This window comes from Citrobacter sp. TBCS-15 (assembly GCF_005280815.1).
Lineage (GTDB): Bacteria > Pseudomonadota > Gammaproteobacteria > Enterobacterales > Enterobacteriaceae > Citrobacter > Citrobacter werkmanii.
In genome coordinates, this window is record NZ_SZWK01000312.1 from 12,660 (window position 1) to 31,279 (window position 18,620).

At 52.4% G+C, this 18,620-nt stretch carries 16 protein-coding genes; 6 read left to right on the forward strand and 10 right to left on the reverse strand.

Annotated elements, in window-relative coordinates; genetic code table 11:
* Positions 1 to 5 precede the first annotated feature (5 nt).
* Together glnL and glnA are read right to left on the reverse strand one after the other, a co-directional pair.
* A complete protein-coding gene (gene glnL, locus FDW96_RS22235; RefSeq protein ID WP_042313563.1) occupies positions 6 to 1,055 on the reverse strand; it encodes a nitrogen regulation protein NR(II) in 1,050 nt (349 codons plus the stop codon).
* A gap of 299 nt (positions 1,056 to 1,354) precedes the next feature.
* Entirely contained in the window at positions 1,355 to 2,764 is a 1,410-nt protein-coding gene (glnA, locus tag FDW96_RS22245; RefSeq protein WP_137366327.1) for a glutamate--ammonia ligase, read from the reverse strand.
* 380 nt (positions 2,765 to 3,144) lie between these two features.
* On the opposite strand from glnA, the gene typA reads away from it, so the two are divergent.
* The gene (gene typA, locus FDW96_RS22250) at positions 3,145 to 4,968 is read left to right on the forward strand and encodes a ribosome-dependent GTPase TypA (protein ID WP_003028641.1); all 1,824 of its coding nucleotides are present in this window, start codon (positions 3,145 to 3,147) and stop codon (positions 4,966 to 4,968) included.
* Positions 4,969 to 5,038: 70 nt separating this feature from the next.
* Here the strand turns inward: typA and ompL are convergent, their stop codons facing one another.
* The 8 genes from ompL to yihU all read right to left on the reverse strand — a co-directional run bounded on the left by ompL (position 5,039) and on the right by yihU (position 14,681).
* On the reverse strand, positions 5,039 to 5,731 hold the full coding sequence (gene ompL, locus FDW96_RS22255; protein ID WP_137350331.1) for a porin OmpL: 693 nt from the start codon (positions 5,729 to 5,731) through the stop codon (positions 5,039 to 5,041).
* Positions 5,732 to 5,797: 66 nt separating this feature from the next.
* Positions 5,798 to 7,219 carry an MFS transporter gene (locus tag FDW96_RS22260; RefSeq protein ID WP_137350332.1) on the reverse strand — a complete coding sequence of 474 codons (1,422 nt, stop codon included), beginning with the start codon at positions 7,217 to 7,219 and terminating at the stop codon, positions 5,798 to 5,800.
* Between the two features lie 46 nt (positions 7,220 to 7,265).
* On the reverse strand, positions 7,266 to 8,648 hold the full coding sequence (locus FDW96_RS22265; protein WP_006686128.1) for an MFS transporter: 1,383 nt from the start codon (positions 8,646 to 8,648) through the stop codon (positions 7,266 to 7,268).
* Positions 8,649 to 8,693: 45 nt separating this feature from the next.
* The gene (locus FDW96_RS22270; RefSeq protein WP_137350333.1) at positions 8,694 to 10,730 is read right to left on the reverse strand and encodes an alpha-glucosidase; all 2,037 of its coding nucleotides are present in this window, start codon (positions 10,728 to 10,730) and stop codon (positions 8,694 to 8,696) included.
* Positions 10,731 to 10,778: 48 nt separating this feature from the next.
* Entirely contained in the window at positions 10,779 to 11,621 is an 843-nt protein-coding gene (locus FDW96_RS22275) for an aldose-1-epimerase (protein ID WP_042313546.1), read from the reverse strand.
* Between the two features lie 18 nt (positions 11,622 to 11,639).
* Positions 11,640 to 12,881: a sulfoquinovose isomerase gene (gene yihS, locus FDW96_RS22280; protein ID WP_042313543.1), complete on the reverse strand. Its 1,242-nt coding sequence runs from the start codon at positions 12,879 to 12,881 to the stop codon at positions 11,640 to 11,642.
* A 14-nt stretch (positions 12,882 to 12,895) separates the two neighbouring features.
* Positions 12,896 to 13,771 carry a sulfofructosephosphate aldolase gene (yihT, locus tag FDW96_RS22285; protein ID WP_137366328.1) on the reverse strand — a complete coding sequence of 292 codons (876 nt, stop codon included), beginning with the start codon at positions 13,769 to 13,771 and terminating at the stop codon, positions 12,896 to 12,898.
* 19 nt (positions 13,772 to 13,790) lie between these two features.
* Positions 13,791 to 14,681: a sulfolactaldehyde 3-reductase gene (yihU, locus tag FDW96_RS22290; protein WP_137366329.1), complete on the reverse strand. Its 891-nt coding sequence runs from the start codon at positions 14,679 to 14,681 to the stop codon at positions 13,791 to 13,793.
* A gap of 166 nt (positions 14,682 to 14,847) precedes the next feature.
* Here yihU and FDW96_RS22295 point away from each other — a divergent pair, with 166 nt between their 5' ends.
* From FDW96_RS22295 to dtd, 5 genes are all read left to right on the forward strand, one after another.
* Positions 14,848 to 15,744, forward strand: a complete 897-nt coding sequence (locus FDW96_RS22295; protein WP_137366330.1) for a sugar kinase — start codon at positions 14,848 to 14,850, stop codon at positions 15,742 to 15,744.
* A gap of 33 nt (positions 15,745 to 15,777) precedes the next feature.
* Positions 15,778 to 16,581, forward strand: a complete 804-nt coding sequence (locus tag FDW96_RS22300) for a DeoR/GlpR family DNA-binding transcription regulator (protein WP_042313532.1) — start codon at positions 15,778 to 15,780, stop codon at positions 16,579 to 16,581.
* A 104-nt stretch (positions 16,582 to 16,685) separates the two neighbouring features.
* Positions 16,686 to 17,285: a glucose-1-phosphatase gene (yihX, locus tag FDW96_RS22305; RefSeq protein ID WP_038635879.1), complete on the forward strand. Its 600-nt coding sequence runs from the start codon at positions 16,686 to 16,688 to the stop codon at positions 17,283 to 17,285.
* A complete protein-coding gene (locus tag FDW96_RS22310) occupies positions 17,279 to 18,151 on the forward strand; it encodes a virulence factor BrkB family protein (protein WP_042313529.1) in 873 nt (290 codons plus the stop codon). Before yihX ends, FDW96_RS22310 begins: the two co-directional genes overlap by 7 nt.
* Complete coding sequence (gene dtd / locus FDW96_RS22315; protein ID WP_003825289.1) at positions 18,148 to 18,585, forward strand: D-aminoacyl-tRNA deacylase; 438 nt, start codon at positions 18,148 to 18,150, stop codon at positions 18,583 to 18,585. The genes FDW96_RS22310 and dtd overlap by 4 nt, the downstream gene beginning before the upstream one ends.
* The last annotated feature ends 35 nt before the right edge of the window (positions 18,586 to 18,620 follow it).

Sequence of the window (18,620 nt, forward strand, 5' to 3'; positions counted from 1 at the left end):
CACCTTTATTTCCTGATAGGCAGGTAAACCGAGAACTCGGTATGACCCGGCCAACTGGTAAATTCAATTTTGCCGGAATGCTGATCAATTAAATTACGGGCGATGGATAACCCAAGGCCGGTACCGCCCTCGCGACCGCTGACCATTGGGTAGAACAGCGTGTCCTGCAAATGAGAGGGAATACCCGGGCCGTTATCCTCAACATCGATCCGCGCCGCCAGACGGTAACGCACGCCGTGCAGCGTGAGCTGAAACGCAGTGCGGGTACGCAGTACGATCTCGCCACCTTCCGGCCCTAAGGCTTGCAGGGCATTGCGCACGATATTCAGCAAAACCTGTTCTATCTGGTCCGGGTCGTGCAATAACTCAGGCAGACTCGGATCGTAATCACGAATTAGCGTAACGTTTTCTGGCACTTCCATCGAAACCAGCGCCACTACACGCTCCGCCACTTTGTGAATACTTTCCGTGACGTGCATGCCCGGTTGTTGCGGTCCTAACAGACGGTCGACCAGATTACGCAGGCGGTCGGCCTGCTCAATAATGACTTTGGTATATTCGGTCAGCGCCGGGTCCGGGAGCGCTTTACTGAGAAGCTGTGCCGCGCCGCGTAACCCGCCCAGCGGGTTTTTGATTTCATGCGCCAGCCCGCGTACCAGATCGCGGGCGGCAATTTGCTGGGCATGCTGGAGTTGTTCCTGACTCAGACGGCGCTGGTTATCCATTGGCGCCATCTCCAGCAGGATCAAGCCATCAGGCAGCCTCTGGGCGGTCACAGAGAGGATATGTGAGTGGCTGTCTATCACCAGCGTCACTTCGTTATCCGTAAAGCCCTGACCGGCTTCCAGGCTCTCACGCAGCAGTCCGATGTTTAACGAGAAATAACTCAACAGATCGGGCAGCGGTGTACCAAACAGTTTGCGGGAGCTTTGAGCGAGCAGCTGTTGCGCCGCCGGGTTGGCGTAATGTATCGACAGCTCATCGTCGACGAGTAAGATGCTATTGATTAAAGAATTGAGGATCTGCCCAGCATCGGGCAGCGTGCCGGTTGCCATTCAGCAGTCTCCTGAAAAGTGTTGCACCATTTTAGTGCATTATAGCTTTTTATGGATAAAAAGCGCGAAAAAGCAGGTTGTTAGTGGAGAAAAAAGCCCATCCAGAGATGGGCTAAAAGTTCCACGGCAACTAAAACCTTCGTCTTTCTCCCTACAGCTGTGTTGGCTGTTTTCGCTCACCCCAGTCACTTACTTATGTAAGCTCCCGGGGATTCACTCAATTGCCGCCTTGCTGTAGCAAGAAATCCATTGGTTATTACATCCTCTGCACGTTTTTATGTGAGAGTGTAAAAGTTAAATTAAACGCTGTAGTACAGCTCAAACTCTACCGGGTGCGGCGTCATGCGCACGCGGTCATCTTCTTCGCGACGCAGTGCAATGTACGCATCGATCGCTTCATGGGTGAACACGCCGCCTGCAGTCAGGAACTCGCGGTCCAGATCCAGTTCTTTCAGTGCTTCTTCCAGAGAACCTGCAACCTGTGGGATCTCTTTCGCTTCTTCCGGCGGCAGGTCGTACAGGTTTTTGTCCATCGCTTCGCCCGGGTGGATCTTGTTCTTAATACCGTCAAGACCCGCCATCAGCAGCGCAGCAAAGCACAGGTACGGGTTAGCAGCCGGGTCCGGGAAACGCACTTCGATACGACGCGCTTTCGGAGAAGCTACCACCGGAATACGGATGGAGGCAGAACGGTTACGGGCAGAGTAAGCCAGCATGACCGGCGCTTCGTAACCCGGGACCAGACGCTTGTAGGAGTTGGTGGTCGGGTTCGCCAGGGCGTTGATCGCTTTAGCGTGTTTGATAACGCCGCCGATGTAGTACAGCGCCTGCTCAGACAGACCCGCATACTTGTCACCGGAGAACAGGTTTACGCCGTTCTTGGACAGGGACATGTGGCAGTGCATGCCGGAACCGTTATCGCCGAACATTGGTTTCGGCATGAAGGTTGCTGTTTTACCGAAGCGGTGAGCGACGTTGTGAACCACATATTTGTAGATCTGAATTTCGTCCGCTTTTTTAGTCATGGTGTTAAAGCGGGTCGCGATTTCGTTCTGACCAGCAGTCGCTACTTCGTGGTGATGCGCTTCAACGACCAGGCCCATTTCTTCCATGATCAGACACATGGTAGAACGGATGTCCTGAGAAGAATCTACCGGAGGAACCGGGAAGTAACCGCCTTTCACGCCAGGACGGTGACCTTTGTTACCACCTTCGTATTTGGTGGAGGAGTTCCATGCGCCTTCGATATCATCGATAGCCACGTGGGAACCGGAAATGGACGCGCCGAAACGGATGTCGTCAAACAGGAAGAATTCTGGCTCTGGCCCGAACAGAACGGTATCTGCGATGCCGGTAGAACGCAGGTACTCTTCAGCGCGTTTAGCGATGGAGCGCGGGTCGCGGTCGTAGCCCTGCAGCGTACCGGGTTCCAGGATATCGCAACGGATGATCAGGGTAGACTCTTCATAGAACGGATCGATGAGTGCAGTAGACGCATCTGGCATCAGAACCATGTCTGATTCGTTAATGCCTTTCCAGCCACCGATTGAGGAGCCGTCAAACATTTTGCCTTCTTCAAAGAATTCGGCATTTACCTGATGAGCAGGAATAGTGACGTGCTGTTCTTTACCTTTGGTATCAGTGAAGCGCAAATCAACAAACTTCACTTCGTGTTCGTTCAGCATCGTCAAAACGTGTTCAGCGGACATACTTACTCTCCCGGATTGGTCATGGTCGTCGTGGTAACGAAGTCTTCAATTCTGCAAAAAATTGGCCGTGTCGCCGTAAAAAAGATAAAGCGAAATCTGTGCCAACTTTTAAATTGCCCCTAAAAGGCGTTATCATGCGCACTATCGTGCAAAGGGGCTGCACCATGAAGGATGTATTGCACCATTATAGTGCTTTAATGTGAACATTAAGCACCATATTGGTGCAACGCACCCCAGATTACCCCTTTTAACGCTCCGTGAATGTGATCACAAAGAAACTCTGCAATACTTGTTTGCGGAGGATGTTTGTGATCCTGTTTTGTACTGCGATTAATCCGTGTACAATAACGCGCTATTTCTAAAATGCCTGAGGCAAAGTTGTGATCGAAAATTTGCGTAACATCGCCATCATCGCGCACGTAGACCATGGTAAAACGACCCTGGTAGACAAGCTGCTCCAACAATCCGGTACGTTCGATGCACGTGCTGAAACCCAAGAGCGCGTGATGGACTCCAACGATTTGGAGAAAGAGCGTGGGATTACCATCCTCGCTAAAAACACCGCTATCAAATGGAATGACTACCGTATCAACATCGTTGACACCCCGGGGCACGCCGACTTCGGTGGTGAAGTTGAACGTGTAATGTCCATGGTCGACTCCGTGCTGCTGGTGGTGGATGCAATGGATGGTCCGATGCCGCAGACGCGCTTCGTGACCAAAAAAGCCTTTGCCCATGGCCTGAAGCCAATTGTTGTTATCAACAAAGTTGACCGTCCTGGCGCGCGTCCTGACTGGGTTGTTGATCAGGTATTCGACCTGTTCGTTAACCTCGACGCTACCGACGAGCAGCTGGACTTCCCGATCGTTTACGCTTCCGCGCTGAACGGTATCGCAGGTCTGGATCACGAAGATATGGCAGAAGACATGACCCCGCTGTATCAGACCATCGTTGATCGCGTACCAGCTCCGAACGTAGACCTTGACGGCCCGCTGCAGATGCAAATCTCTCAGCTGGACTACAACAACTACGTTGGCGTTATCGGTATCGGCCGCATCAAACGCGGTAAAGTTAAACCGAACCAGCAGATCACTATCATTGATAGCGAAGGCAAAACCCGCAACGGTAAAGTCGGTAAAGTTCTGACCCACCTGGGTCTGGAACGTATCGAGAGTGATATTGCCGAAGCAGGCGATATCATCGCGATTACCGGTCTGGGCGAACTGAACATCTCCGACACCATCTGCGACCCGCAGAATGTCGAAGCGCTGCCGGCTCTGTCCGTTGATGAACCGACCGTAACCATGTTCTTCTGCGTAAACACCTCTCCGTTCTGTGGTAAAGAAGGTAAATATGTTACCTCTCGTCAGATCCTTGACCGCCTGAACAAAGAGCTGGTGCACAACGTTGCGTTGCGCGTTGAAGAAACCGAAGATGCGGATGCGTTCCGTGTATCCGGTCGTGGTGAGCTGCACCTGTCTGTTCTGATCGAAAACATGCGTCGTGAAGGTTTCGAAATGGCGGTTTCCCGTCCGAAAGTTATCTTCCGCGAAATCGATGGCCGTAAACAAGAGCCGTTCGAAAACGTAACGCTGGACGTTGAAGAGCAGCATCAGGGTTCTGTGATGCAGGCGCTGGGTGAGCGTAAAGGCGATCTGAAAAACATGAATCCAGATGGCAAAGGCCGCGTACGTCTTGACTACGTGATCCCAAGCCGTGGTCTGATCGGCTTCCGTTCAGAATTCATGACCATGACCTCCGGTACCGGTCTGCTGTATTCCACCTTCAGCCACTACGACGACGTTCGTGCGGGTGATGTGGGTCAGCGTCAGAACGGCGTACTGATCTCCAACGGCCAGGGTAAAGCAGTTGCGTTCGCACTGTTCAGCCTGCAGGACCGCGGTAAGCTGTTCCTGGGTCACGGTGCTGAAGTTTACGAAGGCCAGATCATCGGTATTCACAGCCGCTCTAACGACCTGACCGTAAACTGCCTGACCGGTAAGAAACTGACCAACATGCGTGCGTCTGGTACTGACGAAGCAACGGTTCTGGTTCCGCCGGTTAAGATGACTCTGGAGCAGGCTCTGGAATTCATCGATGACGACGAACTGGTAGAAGTGACTCCAACCTCTATCCGTATTCGTAAGCGTCACCTGACTGAAAACGATCGTCGCCGTGCAATGCGTGGCGCGAAAGAAGAGTAATTAACGCTCTTTCTCAGGTAAGCATAAAAAAGCCGCTGATTATCAGCGGCTTTTTTTTATCTCGGGAGTATCAGAAGAAATACTTTGCCCCAACACGAATCTGATTTTGTTCGCGATGATAGGGTTCCACATTACGATCTAACCAGCGTAATTCCAGGTAGGGTAACCAGTGTTCATTGATACGATACTTAAAGGTATTCGTAATTTCCCAGTGATGATCTTTTCCGTTACTGCTGTTGAAGTCATTGACTCGTATAAAATAGTGCGGCTCAAAGGTATAGGAAAACTTATCGGTGATGGTAAAGTTCCAGTAATTACCTATTTCATAGGTATCGTTATTATCCTGATCACCGTTTAGATCGGTTGAACTATAGTTATTATGGTTATAACGGTTACGCACGGTAAGATTAAACCACGGGGTAAATTTATAGTTAACATCCAGATAAGCCGCGCCACCAGAACCCGTACTCTTATCGTTTATCAATCCACCGGGCTGGATAGTTAATTTATCCGTTGGTTTAAATAAAGGATACCAACCTTCTATTTCGTTATAGCCGTGTTTTAACTCATCCTTACGTTGCATGGTGTAGGTGTTGGTGAGCATGATACCTGCGCCCATATCGGAGTTATAGCCAACGCGCATCATCACTTCTATCTGATCGGATGCCAGATTATATGCCTCGCGGTTCTCGACATAGGCACCGGCAAAAACAGAAGTGGACACAACAGAGGATAAGAGAATTATTGTCGTTAACTTTTTCATAATAAATCCATTTTTTAAGCGTAGGGAAGCCGCCATCCATTAAGATGGAATAAGCGGCAATTATTTTTATACGTTTACAGCAGAGGTATTATTTTTAGCGGTAACAGGATCCTGTTGAGTGTTGTTTTTCTTCCGTTGGCTGATTTCCTCAATAATAAAAGCAAAACGCGTTTCATTGAGTTTATAAAATAAACCCATCGTGATTGCAGCGATAATAGCCAGCCCGCAAGGCCACAGAAAAATAAGCTGACGCAGGCCAAGCAGGGTCGCATCGCTCTGGGTTATGTTGGGAATATAACCGATTTGCGTCAGCATGATGCCTGGCAGGAAGCCTGCGAGCGCAGCGGAAATTTTGCGAGAAAAGGTATAACCCGTATACACCGAGCCTTCCGCGCGGATCCCCGTTTTCCATTCGCCATAATCAACCGTATCCGGAACCAGCGCCCAGTTCAGGCTGTTGACGAATGCTGTCCCGAAGAAGGCCATACAGGAGAACGTTACGAACAAAAATGACGTACTGCCCCAGAAAAAGTTCAGAACATCACCGACAGCCCATAATGCCAGACCGCCGAGATAAACCTGCTTTTTACCGAAGCGTTTCACGGCTGCGGGAACCAGCAGCACGCCGACCAGAATGCATCCCATGCTGAAAAAACCCATCCACGACAGCAGATGAATATCGTTGAGCACGTACTGGGTGTAATACACCTGGATGGCCAGTTTTATGTTGAATGCGGCCAGTGTGCACAGGTTGGCAACACACAGCACCAGCAGCGGAGGGTTACGGAAAATGGCACAGAACGATTTGAGAATGCTGGGCTTATGGTGATCCGGCACGATTTCGATATAGCGTTCTTTCACACCGCTAAAGCACCACCACATGCTGAACAGTCCGCAGACCGAAAAGATCAGTGCGGCAATCAGATAACCCAATGAGGGGGAACTGACAAATAGCGCCTGAATTGGCATAAAACCAACGGTACACAATAACAGGCCAATGGTGGCACCACCCTGACGCCAGGCGGCGAGCTGAGCGCGTTCCTGTGGGTTTTTCGTGATTGCAGGCACCATCGCGCCGTAGGAGCAGTTCATCAGGCTATAGAACAGACCGAACAGCATAAACAACACCGTCGCCAGCCCGGTTTTCACCGTGAGCGTAAAATCAGTCGCTAAAAACTGGGCGCTGGCAACGACTGCGACAGGAAATGATGCATACAAAATAAAGGGTCTGAATTTCCCTTTTGCGCCAATATTTCGCCTTGAGTCCAGCAATACACCGGTCAGCATATCGGTAAAGGCGGTGAAGAACTTCGCCACCAGAAAGATAATCCCACCGTAATATGCGGGCATCCCTAGTTCATCGGTATAAAATTTGAGCAGATACAGCGTGCCGATACACAGCATCAAATTTGAGCCGAAGTCACCCACTCCGTAGGCGAATTTTTCACGCAGGCTCAGTTTTAGCGTTAGCGGATCATGAAAAGACATAATCGCTCCTCAATAGCGCCCCGCAGGGCGCTATTCATTATTATTATCAAACGGGTTGTTTACGTGCTTCTATCTCTTCAACGATGCGGACATACATCTTTTCGTTGAGATTGTAGAAACAGCCCATTGCGACGATGGTGATGACTGCCAGGGCACACGGATAAATAAAGATCAGCTGCCGCAAACCTTCGACCGTGCTCGCAGATTGCACCACGTTGGGGACGTAGCCGATTTGCGTCAGCATCCAGCCAGGGAAGAAGCCTGCCAGCGCCTGTGAAACTTTACGGAAGAAGGTGAAGCCAGTGTATACCGTGCCTTCAGAACGTACGCCGGTACGCCATTCGCCATATTCCACCGTATCGGAAACCAGCGCCCAGTTCAGGCTGTTGACGAAGGCTGAGCCGAAGAACGCCAGACAGGAGAAGGCGACAAAGCTGACTGAGCCGCCGCCAAAGAAGTAGTTAAGCAGATCGCCCGCGACCCAAATCAGCAGCCCGCCAATATAAACCTTCTTCTTACCAAAACGTCTGACCATCCCAGGCATCAGGAAGACGCCAATGAAGATACAGCCCATGCTGAAAAAGCCCATCCAGGAAAGGAGGATCGGATCGTTCAGTACGTACTGGGTGTAATACACCTGAATCGCCAGCTTGACGTTGAATGCGCCCAGCGTGCAAAGGTTGGCAACACACAGAATAAATAGCGGGCGGTTACCGGCGATGGCGCGGAAGGATTGCAGTAATCCCGGTTTTTGCGCGGCATCCACGGGTTTCACTTCCACGTAGCGTTCTTTTACCCCGGCATAGCACAGCCACATGAATAACAGACCAAACAGCGAAAACAGCGTGGCGGCGAAAATATAAGCCAGCTGTGAATTGCCTTCGATCAGGTTCATCACTGGAACAAAGCCGACGGTGCACAGCAGCAGGCCGAGAGTTGCGCCTCCTTGTCGCCAGGCAGCCAACGACGCGCGTTCGTCCGGGTTTTTCGTGATTGCAGGCACCATCGCGCCGTAAGAGCAGTTCATCATGCTGAAGAAAAGTCCGTACAGCATAAACAGCACCGTTGCCATGACCGTTTTACCGGTGACTTCAAACGGTGTACCGACAAAGTTGGCAATCGCCAGCAAGGTAACCGGAAATGCGGCATAAAGGACGAATGGACGGAATTTTCCTTTCGGGCCGATTTTGCGGCGCGAATCGAGCATAATCCCGGTGCCCATATCGGTAAACGCGGTAAAAAACTTGGCGATAAGGAAAATGATACCGCCATAAGTTCCCGGTAAACCAAGGACATCGGTATAAAACTTGAGTAAATAGAGCGTACCAATGTCCAACAGGATATTGGAGCCTAAATCACCCATCCCATAGGCGAGTTTTTCTTTGAACGGCAAGCGTAGGGTTGCCGGATTAGAGGAAGTCTGACTCATTATTATTCTCCATGTGCCCGCGAGTTGCCCCGCGGGCGAGCCGTGTTAGATGTTGCGTAAAGTGGCAAACAGTGACGCCCATTCACTCTTCGCGCGATAAAACACCGGAGGCTGGCCAATCGGCGCGTCCACGGTAATTTCACCCCCCTGGTAAGTTTCCCCGGTCCAGACATTGACCCAGCTATCCTCCGGCAGATACAGCGTCCAGTCGCTGCGTCCCTGTTCGTGAACCGGCGCTACCAGCAAATCTTGTCCCAGCAGGTACTGATACTTCAGGGTGTAGGTGCGCGCATCGTCTTCGTAATGCAGGAACAGCGGGCGCATTACCGGCAGACCGGTGGCGCTGTTTTGCGCGACGGCCTGTTTGAGATACGGTTTCAGGGTGGTGAAGACGGTGGTCATACGGGCAAAGTGGGCAATGGTTTCCTCATCGCCATCAAACTGCCAGTTATCGCCAGGACGGTTACCTTCGTGGGTACGCATCATCGGGGTGAAGGCGCTAAAGTCACACCAGCGCAGCAGTAGCTCTTTGCTGCGCTTCATATCAAACAGGGTGGTGTAACCGCCGATATCGCTGTGGTGCAGACCGTGGCCGGTCATCGCCAGCGACAGCGCGGCAGGAACGACGGAGGCCAGACCGTCGTCGAGGCTCCAGTCAACGTTCTGATCGCCCGCCCACATCATGGTGGAGTACTTCTGGCTACCGGTGTAGCCCGCACGCATAAAGAACAGGATCTCGCCGAGCTTGCCGGTCTCCTGCAGCGCTTCGTAGTTACATTTCGCCCACAGTGCGGGCCACGCGTTATGCATAATTTCGGCGCTGACGCCGTTATGCAGGTAAGTGTCGGTTGGCAGGTATTCGCCAAAGTCGGCCATCCAGCCGCCGCAGCCCAGCTCGATCATGTTCTTTTTGATGACCTCTTTGAACCAGGCGTAGGCTTTGGAGTTGGTCAGATCGACCACGCCGCCGTAAAACTCGCCGAACTCAACCAGATAGTCAGCGCCAGAGGCGTCTTTTGCCAGATAGCCGTGCGCAGCCGCTTCGGCGCAAAGATCTTTATCGCTGGCGACGTACGGGTTGATGTAAGAGAGGAACTGCACGCCTTCTTCTTTCCACTGCTGAATACGACTATCCAACTGCGGATAGTTGTCGCTGTTCCATTTCCAGTTCCACATCACGCGCTTGCCAAAGGAGGTCATGCGGATCCCGGACCAGTCCTGCGCCCAGATGCCGTTTACCTTCACGCCTGCGTTACGCATGGTGTCCAGTTTTTTCTGGCACACCTCTGTTCCGCCCTGAATGCCCAGCGTGACGCCATCATAAATCCAGTCCGGCAGCTCCGGCTGACGGCCTAACAGCGCGGTCAGTTTTTCCAAAAGAGAGATAAAGGTGTCGGCGCACTCAATGCGCAGCGTGGTTTTGTCTTCCCACAACGCCAGTTCGTGGTACTCCGGCGCGCTAAAGTCGAAATTCATATAGCAGCTGTTATCAACGTGGCAATAATACTTCTGCGTACTGACAAAGGTTGGTTGTGGGAAGAAGGTCCAGTAGTAGTCACCGCCGGCATTTTCTTTGCAGTCGGCCTGCCACGTGACATAGCTGTTTTTGTTGCGGCCCACGCCCTGTTCGCTGGTCCACAGTGGGAATGGCTTACCGCGCAAATCGAAGTAAGAGAACTGTTCGCCACAGCCGTAAATATGATCGTCTGGGTTAGCGGCCAGACGCAGCCAGATACGGTTATGGCTGCGTTCCTCGTTATGGAGGTCGAGCTTCAAACGACCCTGTTCGTCGGTAGAAATGTGCAGCGTGGCGTTGATGGTATTACCGCGGCTGAAATCGACCCGCCAGCCCTCAGGCGACTCGCTTACTGTGGCGTCGGTCAGGGCAATCTTCTCGTTGAGCTTGTCTTTAATGCTGAAGTTGCCGCGGAACATATCAATGTCGGCAACGCCAGCGCCAATCCACAGGCAAGGGGTCTCTGCGCTGTGACGTAAGATCGGGCGCTGGTGGTACGTCAGCGTAAATCCATTTTGTAACGTCGTCAGTTCTAATGCGGCGGACCGTTGTTGTAGCGAATTCATTTTCGTCTCCGTAAAAATAGGGTATTTCGGTAATTTGTCGGAAATCTGTTATTCACTGCCGATTAAAAAATGCATTTGATGCGTTTCTCCGGGCGCGAGATGAATCAGGCTAATGCCGGAGTTAAAGGCGTCGGGCGGGCAGGTCATCGGTTCTACTGCCAGGCCGCGGCGTGCTAATTTTTCGCCGGTATACACCTGCAGCCAGGGCTGGTGGCTGCGCAGGTATGTGGATATCTTTTGTGTTGGGCAGGTCAGTCTGACCTCCCACTCAGCCTCAGGCAGCAAGATCCTGAACGTGTGATCGATAGTGGTCTGAGCGATAACACGCGGCGTTGTGAAATCCCATTCACCGTGGGTGACATCACTCGCCGGGAGCGTTAATTCGCAGCTATCAATGGATTGCAAATTGCAGGTCAGGTAGGGATGTGCTCCCGCGCCATACGGTGCGATTTCGTCACCCACATTCTGGGTACGAATAAAGACGTGCAGTCCGCGGGCAGCATCCAACCGGTAAATCACCTCTGAATACAGCGCGAAGGGATAACCATAAGAAGGCGGTAGAAAAATCGTCAGCGACACTTCCGTGTTTGACAGTTGGTTAATCTGCCAGTCGCGCCAGGCCAGTAATCCATGAATGGCGGTATGCGAAACAGGGTCGTTAACGGCAAGCTGAAAGGCCTTGCCGTTATGTTGATAGCAGCCGTCTGCAATACGGTTTGGCCAGGGAATTAACACTTTTCCCAAATGTGCCAGCGGCATCTCTTCCGGCTTATGTGGAATAACGACGTGACGCCCAAAGTGCGTCAATTCTGCTAACCCAGCGCCAACCGTGACGATTTTCGCCTGGTAATGACCAGCCTGAAGATGAAGGGTTTTTCCACCGCTATGCATGACAGCTCACCTCGTGACTTATTTGGCGTTGATATCCAGCAGACCGGCTGCAACTGCCGGTGCAAGACCCGGAGCCAGCGGTAAACGTGGGATCACGAGGCAGTGCAGCAGGTGGTAAATGTCCTGCTTACCGTCCCAGACTTTGGTGGTCACCTTGTTATTGGTGTCCAGCTCTTGCCACCATGAACCGGTCTCGTAGTCCATCAGATACGTGATGCAGTAGTCCCACCACTTCTGGTACCAGGCTTCGTACTGGCTGTCGCCGGTAAGGGTATACAAGGCATAGGCGGTACCCATTGCTTCGACTATTGGCCAGCGCACTCTTTCGCGCACGATGGGTTTTCCGTCCCAGTCCACCGAATAGACAAAACCATCCGCACCGTCCGGTGCCCAGGCATCACGGATGGTGGCGTGGAACAAGCCTTTGGCATCTTCCAGCAACCAGGCGGGAGGTGTTTCAAAGCGGGCCTCCAGCGCGGCATGCAGATGCAGCATCAGACGGCCCCACTCGATCCAGTGGCCCGGCGTGCCGCCGTAGGCACGGAAACGATGCGCTGGATTCTCTTTGTTGTAATCGCGGATTGGGTTCCACTGTGAATCGAAGTGTTCGTTGACGCGATACTCCCCGCTGCGAGCCACGTCGTGAATAATTACCGATGCGATACGCAGTGCGCGATCGAGCCATTTGCGATCATGGGTAACGTCATAAACGATCAGGAAGGCTTCAACCGCGTGCATGTTGGCATTGCCGCCGCGGTAATCTTCCGTCTGGCTGAAGGCTTCGTCCCAGGACTCCAGACACATCTGCTCATCTTCGCTCCAGAAGTACTTCTCAATCACTTCGATAGCGTCATCCAGCAATTGTCTGGCCTGCGGATGCCCGGTAGTGACCGCGCTGGCTGCACCAAGCAAGACGAAGAAATGCTGATAGCCCTGTTTGGAGGCATCCATCACGCCTTCGTCATTTACGCAGGCGTACCAGCCGCCGTAACGTGTGTCGCGTAGCGCGCCGTTCAGCGCCTTAATTCCGTGATCGACTAACTGATATGCGCCGGGGCGACCCATGGATGCCGCAACGGAGTAAACGTGCAGCATGCGGGCGGTGATCCACAGATGCGTACCCATATCCGCTCTGACCTGACCACTATTTCCCAGCCAGCCAAAACCGGTCGGGACAGCAGCATTTTTACCAAAGTTAAAGATGCGGTCAGTTTCCTGCTCCAGCCAGCGGTTGTGGCTTAAGGTGTTAAACCATTTCATGCTTTGATCCTCGATTAACGGCGGGCCATCATTTCGTCGACGATATCGCCCAGACGCTGCAACTTCGGTGCGGAAACGTCGCGCAGCATCAGTTCGGTGTCCGGCAGGCCAATAACTGATGACCAGACAGCTCGCCCGGCCAGGAAGCCGGATGCGCCAGCGGTCATCGCCACACTGACCGCGCGTGGGAACAGTTTTTCATCCACACCAGAGGAGAGGATGACCCATGGCATGTTGATGTTTTCATGCAGACGCTGAGAGGCGCTGAGCAATTCCTGTTGGGTTCCTTTGCCATACAGCGGCATCTCGACCTTGTAGAGATCGGCACCGCTATCGCCCAGCTCTTTCGCGGCATCGATAATGGCCTGCTCGCGATCGAACTTATCGCCACGACGCGGTGGACGTACAACCGGCTCAATGATGCTCAACAGACCATTGGAATGGCATAGCTCATTGAATTCTTTGACCATATCCAGACGTTGCTGGGCATCTTCATCGCTACGCCACAGCACCAGCAGTTTGAGAGCCTTGGCGCCATCTTGCTTCACGGCCTGCGGGTTAATTTTTTTATCAATCACCACGCTATCGACCGGAATGCCGTTACCCGGAATAAAGTCATCAGCGGCAACAACCATGGCGCAGCTTTTGGCGACCGCGTTTTGCTCTACGACCTGGCGGTAGCAGAACTGCTGATCGACCAAAATAGCGGATGCATAGGGGGAAAGGATCTTCGCCGCATTGACTTTAAAATCAGTCAGCACGCTGTCACAGACCGGAGATTTTGCACCCGCTGCGACAAACATTAAGCGCATGGCTTCGCGCTGATCGACCGCCAGCATGGCAAAACCGCCGGAAGCTCGGGTGATATCTTTCAGGGTGTACTTCGTCATTGTTCAGTCCTTTTACTTATTAAAATTGGTGATTTAATCCGGCAGACGCACGAACCTGCTCAAGAATTGCGGTCCAGTCTTCCCGGCCACGGCCAGCGGCACGGGCCTGGTTATAAACTTCGCGGGAGGCGGCGCCGAGCGGCATCGGCACATGCAGAAGGTTTGCGACATCCAGCGCGATGCCAAGATCTTTGTGAGCTAAATCGATCATGAAAGCGGGAGAAAGATCGCCTTTCAGCACTTTGTTCGGCCAGGAGGTAGTGAAATGGCCTTTTCCGGCAGGAGTACCGCTCATTACCTTCAGAGCCACATCGAAGGAGAGGCCGAGCGCTTCGCATAACACGGCAGCTTCGGCTGAGAGGGCGTTCAGCGCGATACTCATGTAATTGTTGATGAGCTTCACGCGGATCCCCATGCCGGGACCCCCTGCGTTGATCAGCTCATTCCCCATCGCCATCAGCACCGGTGTGGCGCGTTCCACCTGTTCTGCTGTTCCGCCCGCCAGCAGCAGCAGCGTTCCCGCGATGGCGTGATCGGAGGTGCGTCCAACCGGGCAATCCATCATGTTGAAGCCTTTGGCACGCATATCGGTAATTAGTTTGTCGGTTTGCAGCGGGTGAATGGTGGACATATCAATCACCAACGCCTGCGGGGAGAGGCTTTCGCAGATTCCCTGTTCACCGAACAGTACGCTGCGCACCAGATCGCCATTGGGGAGCATAGTGATGACAAATTCCGCCTCTTTTGCTGCCTGGGCCGGGCTGCTGGCAGGCTGTGCTCCTTTTTCCACCAGGCGCTGAACGGCATCCGGGTTAACGTCAAAGACGCTGAGTTGATGACCCTGCTTCAGCAAGTTGCTCGCCATGGGTGAACCCATCTGACCTAATCCGATAAATGCTATAACTGCCATAACGTTCTCCTGAGACGTGGATGTCATTTTTTGTCATTTAAGGTCGCTTGTTTTTGTCTGTTTTTGATCGTATTTGTAATTTATAGTCAAAAAATTGACAGCCGTCACTTTTTAAACATTTTGTGAAATTAAAATGATCCCATCTTGAAACGCCTAAGGAATGACCATGATTCGTATTGCTTGTGTAGGTATTGCCGTGATGGATCGCATCTATTACGTGGAGGAGTTACCGACTGAAGGAGGTAAATATGTGGCGAAGCGTTATACGGAAGTGGGCGGCGGGCCTGCGGCAACGGCCGCGGTGGCTGCAGCGAAGTTGGGCGCGCAGGTGGATTTTATTGGTCGTGTGGGCGACGATGACACCGGAAATAGCCTGCTGGCGGAGCTGGAATCCCTGGGGGTGAATACACGCTACACCCGACGCTACGTGGGGGCGCAATCCTCCCAATCGGCAATTCTGGTTGATGCACAAGGGGAACGAATTATTGTTAACTATCCCAGCCCGGATTTACTGCATGACGCTGGCTGGCTCAATGAGATTGATTTTTCCCAGTGGGATGTGGTGTTAGCGGATGTTCGCTGGCACGAGGGGACCAAACAGGCGTTCACGCTGGCACGCCGGGTGGGAGTCATGACGGTACTGGATGGTGACGTAACGCCGCAGGATATCCGTGAGCTGGTGGCGTTAAGCGATCATGCCGCGTTCTCTGAACCGGGTCTGGCGCGTATGACCGGGATAAACGATCCGCAGGCCGGACTGAAAAAAGCAAAAACGCTCACAAATGGACATGTTTATGTGACGCGAGGGCGTGAAGGTTGCGACTGGATAGAAAATAATACTTTGCAGCATCAATCTGGTTTTACCGTCGACGTTGTTGACACCACCGGGGCCGGGGATGTTTTTCACGGCGCGCTCGCGTTCAGTCTGGCTAACGGAAATACCCCGCAAGACGCTGTCAGGTTCGCCAGTGGCGTTGCGGCGCTAAAATGCACGCGCCCGGGAGGACGAGCCGGAATCCCTGACTGTGATCAAACCCGATCTTTTCTGTCACTTTTTGTATAAAATGCCAGGGCAATGGTTTTTCGAGGAAATTTCATGAGTCTTACCGAACTGACCGGTAATCCGCGACACGATCAACTACTGATGCTGATTAGCGAGCGCGGTTATATGAATATTGATGAGCTTGCCAACTTGCTGGACGTGTCCACGCAGACCGTGCGTCGTGATATTCGTAAACTCAGCGAGCAGGGATTAATTACGCGTCATCATGGCGGCGCGGGCAGAGCCTCCAGCGTGGTGAATACGGCGTTCGAGCAGCGTGAAGTCTCCTGGACGGAAGAGAAAAAAGCCATCGCGGAAGCGGTGGCTGACTATATTCCTGATGGGTCAACGGTGTTTATTACTATTGGTACTACCGTTGAGCAGGTGGCGCGGGCGCTATTGAACCATAATCATTTACGCATTATCACTAACAGCCTGCGCGTGGCACATATTCTTTATAACAATCCACGTTTTGAAGTTATGGTGCCAGGTGGAACGTTACGTCCGCATAACAGTGGCATTATCGGTCCTTCCGCTACGGCATTTGTCGCTGATTTTCGGGCTGATTACCTGGTGACCAGCGTCGGCGCGATCGAAAGTGATGGCGCTTTGCTGGAGTTTGATGTCAACGAGGCCAGCGTCGTGAAAACGATGATGGCCCATTCAAGGCATATTCTGTTGGCTGCGGATCATACGAAATACACGGCTTCTGCCGCGGTAGAGATTGGCAATGTGTCTCAGGTGACCGCGCTGTTTACCGATGAATACCCTGGTCCCGCATTGCATAATTTACTCCAGTCTCAGCAGGTGGAAATTGTGCAGGTGAGTCCGTCACAGGATGATGCTCAGGTCGGGTAATTCTCCCAATGATGGCTCGATAAATTCGCAGCCATCATTCGCGCATAGTCAAACTTCTTCTTTCCCGCTACAGTTATTCATCCACGGCGAATAAGGAGAAGGGCATGCTCTATATCTTTGATTTGGGTAATGTGATTGTCGATATCGACTTCAATCGCGTGTTAGGCACATGGAGCGATCTGAGCCGTGTACCGCTAGCTTCGCTAAAGCAAAGTTTCAGCATGGGCGAGGCTTTTCACCAGCATGAGCGAGGTGAAATAACGGATGAAGCGTTTGCGGAGGCGCTATGCCATGAGATGGCGCTGCCGCTAAGCTACGAACAGTTCTCCCACGGTTGGCAGGCCGTTTTTGTCGCCTTGCGCCCTGAGGTGATCGATATCATGCATAAGCTGCGTGAGCAGGGGCATCGGGTGGTCGTTTTGTCGAATACCAACCGTCTGCACACAACGTTTTGGCCGGATGAATACCCCGAGATCCGTCAGGCCGCGGACCATATTTATCTTTCCCAGGATCTGGGCATGCGTAAACCGGAAGCGCGGATTTACCAGCATGTCCTGCAGGCTGAAGGTTTTTCTGCGCACGATGCGGTCTTTTTTGACGATAACGCCGATAATATTGAAGGGGCAAACCGGTTAGGTATTACCAGTATCCAGGTCATCGATAAAGCGACCATTCCAGACTATTTCGCGAAGTTGTTATGCTAAAAAATGTCCAGCAACAAGCCAGGCATCATACGCGGCCCGTACGAGCCTGGCTGAAGCTGCTATGGCAGCGCATTGATGAGGACAACATGACGACGTTGGCAGGGAATCTTGCCTACGTTTCATTGCTCTCATTAGTGCCGCTTATTGCTGTTGTTTTTGCACTTTTCGCCGCATTTCCGATGTTTTCCGACGTCAGTGTTCAGTTACGGCATTTTATTTTTGCGAACTTTATCCCGGCGACGGGAGACGTCATCCAGCGTTATATCGAACAGTTTGTCGCCAACTCGAACAAAATGACGGCCGTCGGGGCATGTGGGTTGATTGTGACAGCGTTATTGCTGATGTATTCCATTGATAACGCGCTGAATACTATCTGGCGCAGTAAGCGCACTCGGCCCAAAGTTTACTCTTTTGCCGTTTACTGGATGATTTTAACGCTGGGTCCTCTACTGGCGGGGGCCAGCCTGGCGATCAGCTCTTATTTGTTGTCATTGCGCTGGGCCAGCGATCTCAACACGGTGATTGATAACATTCTGCGTATTTTCCCGCTGGTGCTTTCCTGGCTCTCGTTCTGGCTGCTTTATAGCATCGTGCCGACCACGCGCGTACCTAACAGGGATGCGGTTATTGGCGCCTTTGTAGCCGCCGTATTGTTCGAGGCCGGAAAAAAAGGATTTGCGCTCTATATCACGATGTTCCCGTCTTATCAGCTTATTTACGGTGTTCTTGCGGTGATCCCCATTTTATTTGTCTGGGTGTACTGGACGTGGTGTATCGTCTTGCTAGGCGCGGAAATAACTGTCACTCTCGGGGAATACCGCAAACTTAAACAAGCCGCAGAACAAGAAGAAGCAGAGCAACCATGATTGCATTAATTCAGCGCGTAACCCGTGCCAGCGTCACCGTGGAGGGCGAGGTGACGGGTGAAATTGGCCCAGGACTTTTGGTCCTGTTAGGTGTCGAAAGGGATGATGACGAACAAAAAGCGAACCGCCTGTGCGAACGCGTACTCGGCTATCGAATCTTTAGCGATGCCGAAGGCAAAATGAACCTGAATGTGCAGCAGTCAGGCGGCAGCGTGCTGGTGGTCTCGCAATTTACGTTGGCGGCAGATACTGAGCGCGGCATGCGCCCAGGCTTTTCAAAAGGCGCCGCGCCCGATCGGGCAGAAGCACTGTATGAGTACTTTGTTGAGCGTTGCCGCCAACAGGAAATGAATACGCAAACCGGCCGATTCGCTGCGGATATGCAGGTTTCGCTGGTTAATGATGGCCCCGTGACGTTCTGGTTACAAGTATGAACCAGCTACCGGTGTGGCCGCGGGCAACAAGAGAG

Bases quoted from the DNA above. Each gene is read 5' to 3' on its own strand.
- FDW96_RS22270 (WP_137350333.1), bottom strand. From the start codon at position 10,730: ATGAATTCGCTACAACAACGGTCCGCCGCATTAGAACTGACGACGTTA.
- FDW96_RS22295 (WP_137366330.1), top strand. From the start codon at position 14,848: ATGATTCGTATTGCTTGTGTAGGTATTGCCGTGATGGATCGCATCTAT.
- FDW96_RS22265 (WP_006686128.1), bottom strand. From the start codon at position 8,648: ATGAGTCAGACTTCCTCTAATCCGGCAACCCTACGCTTGCCGTTCAAA.
- glnA (WP_137366327.1), bottom strand. From the start codon at position 2,764: ATGTCCGCTGAACACGTTTTGACGATGCTGAACGAACACGAAGTGAAG.
- dtd (WP_003825289.1), top strand. From the start codon at position 18,148: ATGATTGCATTAATTCAGCGCGTAACCCGTGCCAGCGTCACCGTGGAG.
- FDW96_RS22260 (WP_137350332.1), bottom strand. From the start codon at position 7,219: ATGTCTTTTCATGATCCGCTAACGCTAAAACTGAGCCTGCGTGAAAAA.
- FDW96_RS22310 (WP_042313529.1), top strand. From the start codon at position 17,279: ATGCTAAAAAATGTCCAGCAACAAGCCAGGCATCATACGCGGCCCGTA.
- FDW96_RS22300 (WP_042313532.1), top strand. From the start codon at position 15,778: ATGAGTCTTACCGAACTGACCGGTAATCCGCGACACGATCAACTACTG.
- yihS (WP_042313543.1), bottom strand. From the start codon at position 12,881: ATGAAATGGTTTAACACCTTAAGCCACAACCGCTGGCTGGAGCAGGAA.
- yihT (WP_137366328.1), bottom strand. From the start codon at position 13,771: ATGACGAAGTACACCCTGAAAGATATCACCCGAGCTTCCGGCGGTTTT.
- yihU (WP_137366329.1), bottom strand. From the start codon at position 14,681: ATGGCAGTTATAGCATTTATCGGATTAGGTCAGATGGGTTCACCCATG.
- FDW96_RS22275 (WP_042313546.1), bottom strand. From the start codon at position 11,621: ATGCATAGCGGTGGAAAAACCCTTCATCTTCAGGCTGGTCATTACCAG.
- yihX (WP_038635879.1), top strand. From the start codon at position 16,686: ATGCTCTATATCTTTGATTTGGGTAATGTGATTGTCGATATCGACTTC.
- glnL (WP_042313563.1), bottom strand. From the start codon at position 1,055: ATGGCAACCGGCACGCTGCCCGATGCTGGGCAGATCCTCAATTCTTTA.
- ompL (WP_137350331.1), bottom strand. From the start codon at position 5,731: ATGAAAAAGTTAACGACAATAATTCTCTTATCCTCTGTTGTGTCCACT.